Here is a 3,154-nt window from a genome sequence, read left to right as displayed (position 1 = left end):
AAAGGAAGCTGCTTTGTTGTTGTCTCGGTAGCTAAAAGCACCTTGCGCTAAGATGAAAGATGTCGTAAACCGCTCTGACCAAGGGTATTGAAAACGTAGGCCGGAGTGCACGGTTGGTTCGGCATATGCGTAGCGAAACGAATGTGTTGCATGATCATTCCAGCCATCGACCCCTTCCATAAACTCGTACCCGCAATGAGTGGCAAAGAGACCAGCATCGGCGCGAAGTCCTTTTCCCATTGGTGCGATATAGCTTATGTACGCTTGATTGATTGTATAATCGCCGCAACTACCAAAACCAGTTGGATAAATTCGTGCGACTTCCCCCATTGCCAAATCGAATCGAAAACCGGATTCGTTCGCCTTTGTAGGGATTTGTTGCAGGGAGATCTGTACCATATCGAGCAGGAATCGATTCGCTTCCAAGTCACTTGAACGGTAAGAGTTTGAGTCATTAGCTGGGTTATTTACATTAATCGAGTAACTCGACGATACCATCATTTGGAGTTGTACTCGTTCAAACCATGGTTGTGTTGGTTGTGCTATGCTTACGCCCAAAGTGATGAGAGAAGCAAGGAAAAGCAAAGCGATTCTGCATTTTACGTACAACACTCGTATCTCCTTTCGGTAACAGTGTGGTAAATGATCTCGATTCCCTATGTTAAGATAAGGGCGACCAGAACTGTCGTAAACATCGTTCGTATAACTACACTTTAGCAAATTAGGATTACTTGTGTCAGAAAAGAAAAAACTTCGCATTGGTGTTTCCTGTTACCCTACCTATGGCGGTAGTGGTGTACTCGCTACTGAATTGGGCATGGAAATGGCGCGGCGAGGACACGAGATTCATTTTATAACTTATCAATTTCCCCATCGATTAGCCCTATTTTCTCCGAACATCTTTTATCATGAAGTCGAGCAATTTGAGTATCCATTGTTTGAATTTTACCCATACTCGATGGCACTGGCAAGCAAAATGGTTGAGGTCACACAGCAGCAATCGCTTGATCTGTTACATGTGCATTATGCGATCCCGCATAGCATAAGCGCTCTGCTCGCCGGTGAAATTCTCAAGAATAAACTCCCTTACATCACAACGCTTCATGGTACCGATATCACGTTAGTAGGGAACGATCCCAGCTTTCTTCCGGTTGTGAAACTGGGAGTCGACCGCTCACCGGGTGTCACAGCAGTATCCAATTTCCTTGCCAATGAAACCCGGAAATCGTTTCAAGTGCAGCGACCGATCGAAGTAATCTACAATTTTGTTGATGGCGATATTTTTAAACCATTGGGAGAAACGGCGAAGCAGGTACACTCGTTCGCCCGCGACATTCCGCTCATTGCACATTTATCGAATTTCCGGGCAGTTAAGAGAATTATTGATGTTGTCGAAGTGTTTCACCGGATCCGCCAGAAGCGTGACGCCCGTTTGCTTTTAATTGGTGATGGTCCCGAACGGTCACGGGCAGAACATCTTTTACAAGAATACGGAATCTTTCGGGACACCATTTTTGTTGGCAAACAGCTTGCAATCCCGGAATTGATTGCGTTAGCAGATTTATTCCTGTTACCCTCGGAAACCGAGTCGTTTGGATTGGCAGCGCTCGAAGCGATGTGTTGTGAGGTCCCGGTGTTAGCTTATCGGGTAGGCGGTTTACCGGAAGTCATTGAAAGTGGGGTGACGGGATTTTTGTTAGATCTCGGCGATATCGATAGTATGGCAGAAGCGGGCATCGAGCTGCTCGAGCAACCTGAACGCCGCCAAGCGATGGGGAAAGCCGGGCGCATCCATTCCCTATCACATTTCGGCAAAAAAGAAATCGTCGACCAGTATGAAGCTTTTTACTATCAGACTGTGTAACAAACCATGCAAATCAATCAACTCTGGAACAAAGATTCCCCCGCGCTCTATAATCGTTTGCAAGACCATGTTAGCTTTCAACATTTGTTGGAAGGGCATCAACGCTTTCTGTCCAACCGGAGATTCTTTCCGAAACAAGCGGTGCATGATTTAAAACTGGTGAAGGAACGGCAGACTCCACATACAGCCATCTTCACCTGTTCCGATTCACGAGTTATCTCGGAAGTGATTTTCGATCAAGGGATTGGCGATTTGTTTGTCGTTCGGAATGCCGGGAACATCCTTAGTCAACAGGTTTACGGCAGTATTGAGTTTGCCGTTTCGGAACTGAGAGTCAGTCTCGTTATTGTCATGGGGCATTCCAATTGCGGTGCCGCAACTTCCGCCCAAAACTCGGAACGGGTTTTTCCGGATGGTAGTTATCTACCATCCATTGTACAAGCCTATCGCCGCCCCTTTGAGATCGCTCAAAGTCGCTACAAACGTGATGTCTGTGATCAGGCTGTGAAACTTCATGTTCGGGATGTCGTAGAGGAAATGCGGAACACTGAAGTTCTCAAACGAACCGGCAATACGGCGAAACCAGTCGAAATCATTGGAGCATTTTTCTCATACCGTACTCACCGTGTTCACCTTTTACATTGGTAATAATCCGCTTGATATGTCTCCCGTACTAAATTGGGCTTGCTTTTGAATAGGGATTAACGTACAATTAACGTGGCAATTTTTTGGAGTAGTCATGAATCCGCTGATTTTTCGAGAGTACGATATTCGCGGCATCGTCAATGTCGATCTCACGAATGAGGATGTTCGCAAAATCGGGCAAGCGTATGGAACGTTTGCTAAGCGTCGTGGTGCCAAAAAAGTAGCGTTAGGTCGAGATGGCAGAAATTCGGGTCCCGGATTTGAACCGATCGTCGCCGATGGGATTCGTTCGACGGGTGTTTCGGTAATTCGATTAGGGATGGTTCCGACTCCCGTGATGTATCATTATACAAAAACCGGCAACGTGGATGGCGGCTTGCAAATCACTGGTTCGCACAATCCCCCCAATTACAACGGCTTCAAGGGTATGGTCGGCGATGAGACCCTGCATGGCGAATTGATTCAAGAATTATTGCGTATCATTCAAGAGAATGATTTTGAACATGGCGCAGGTAACGAAGAGTTTATCGAACCGATTCCAAGTTATCTCGATGACCTTGCCGGAAAACTCAAGATTTCGCGTAGTTGTAGAATTGTCGTAGATGCCGGAAACGGTGTCGGTGGCATGACTGCAGTGCCTTTACC

At 46.5% G+C, this 3,154-nt stretch carries 4 protein-coding genes; 3 read left to right on the top strand and 1 reads right to left on the bottom strand.

The annotated features are described in order from the left end of the window. On the bottom strand, nucleotides 1-612 hold a 612-nt coding region (locus tag OEM52_14605; GenBank protein MDK9701366.1), incomplete at its 3' end, for a porin. A gap of 121 nt (nucleotides 613-733) precedes the next feature. On the opposite strand from OEM52_14605, the gene bshA reads away from it, so the two are divergent. The 3 genes from bshA to OEM52_14590 form a co-directional block, all read left to right on the top strand. Then, nucleotides 734-1,864 (top strand): N-acetyl-alpha-D-glucosaminyl L-malate synthase BshA, encoded by a 1,131-nt coding sequence (bshA, locus tag OEM52_14600; GenBank protein MDK9701365.1) that lies wholly within the window; start codon nucleotides 734-736, stop codon nucleotides 1,862-1,864. Nucleotides 1,865-1,870: 6 nt separating this feature from the next. Then, entirely contained in the window at nucleotides 1,871-2,512 is a 642-nt protein-coding gene (locus OEM52_14595) for a hypothetical protein (protein MDK9701364.1), read from the top strand. A 91-nt stretch (nucleotides 2,513-2,603) separates the two neighbouring features. Then, nucleotides 2,604-3,154, top strand: a 551-nt coding sequence (locus OEM52_14590) for a phosphomannomutase (protein ID MDK9701363.1), incomplete at its 3' end; no start/stop codon positions are given.

The sequence above is a fragment of the bacterium genome (assembly GCA_030247525.1).
In the GTDB taxonomy this organism is placed as follows: Bacteria; Electryoneota; JAOADG01; order JAOADG01; family JAOADG01; genus JAOTSC01.
Note: the sequence above shows the minus strand (reverse complement) of the source record. Positions and strands in the feature narration are given on the sequence as shown.

What these genes read in the sequence shown, in the direction of transcription:
- OEM52_14595 (MDK9701364.1), top strand. Translation starts at nt 1,871, where the DNA reads ATGCAAATCAATCAACTCTGGAACAAAGATTCCCCCGCGCTCTATAAT.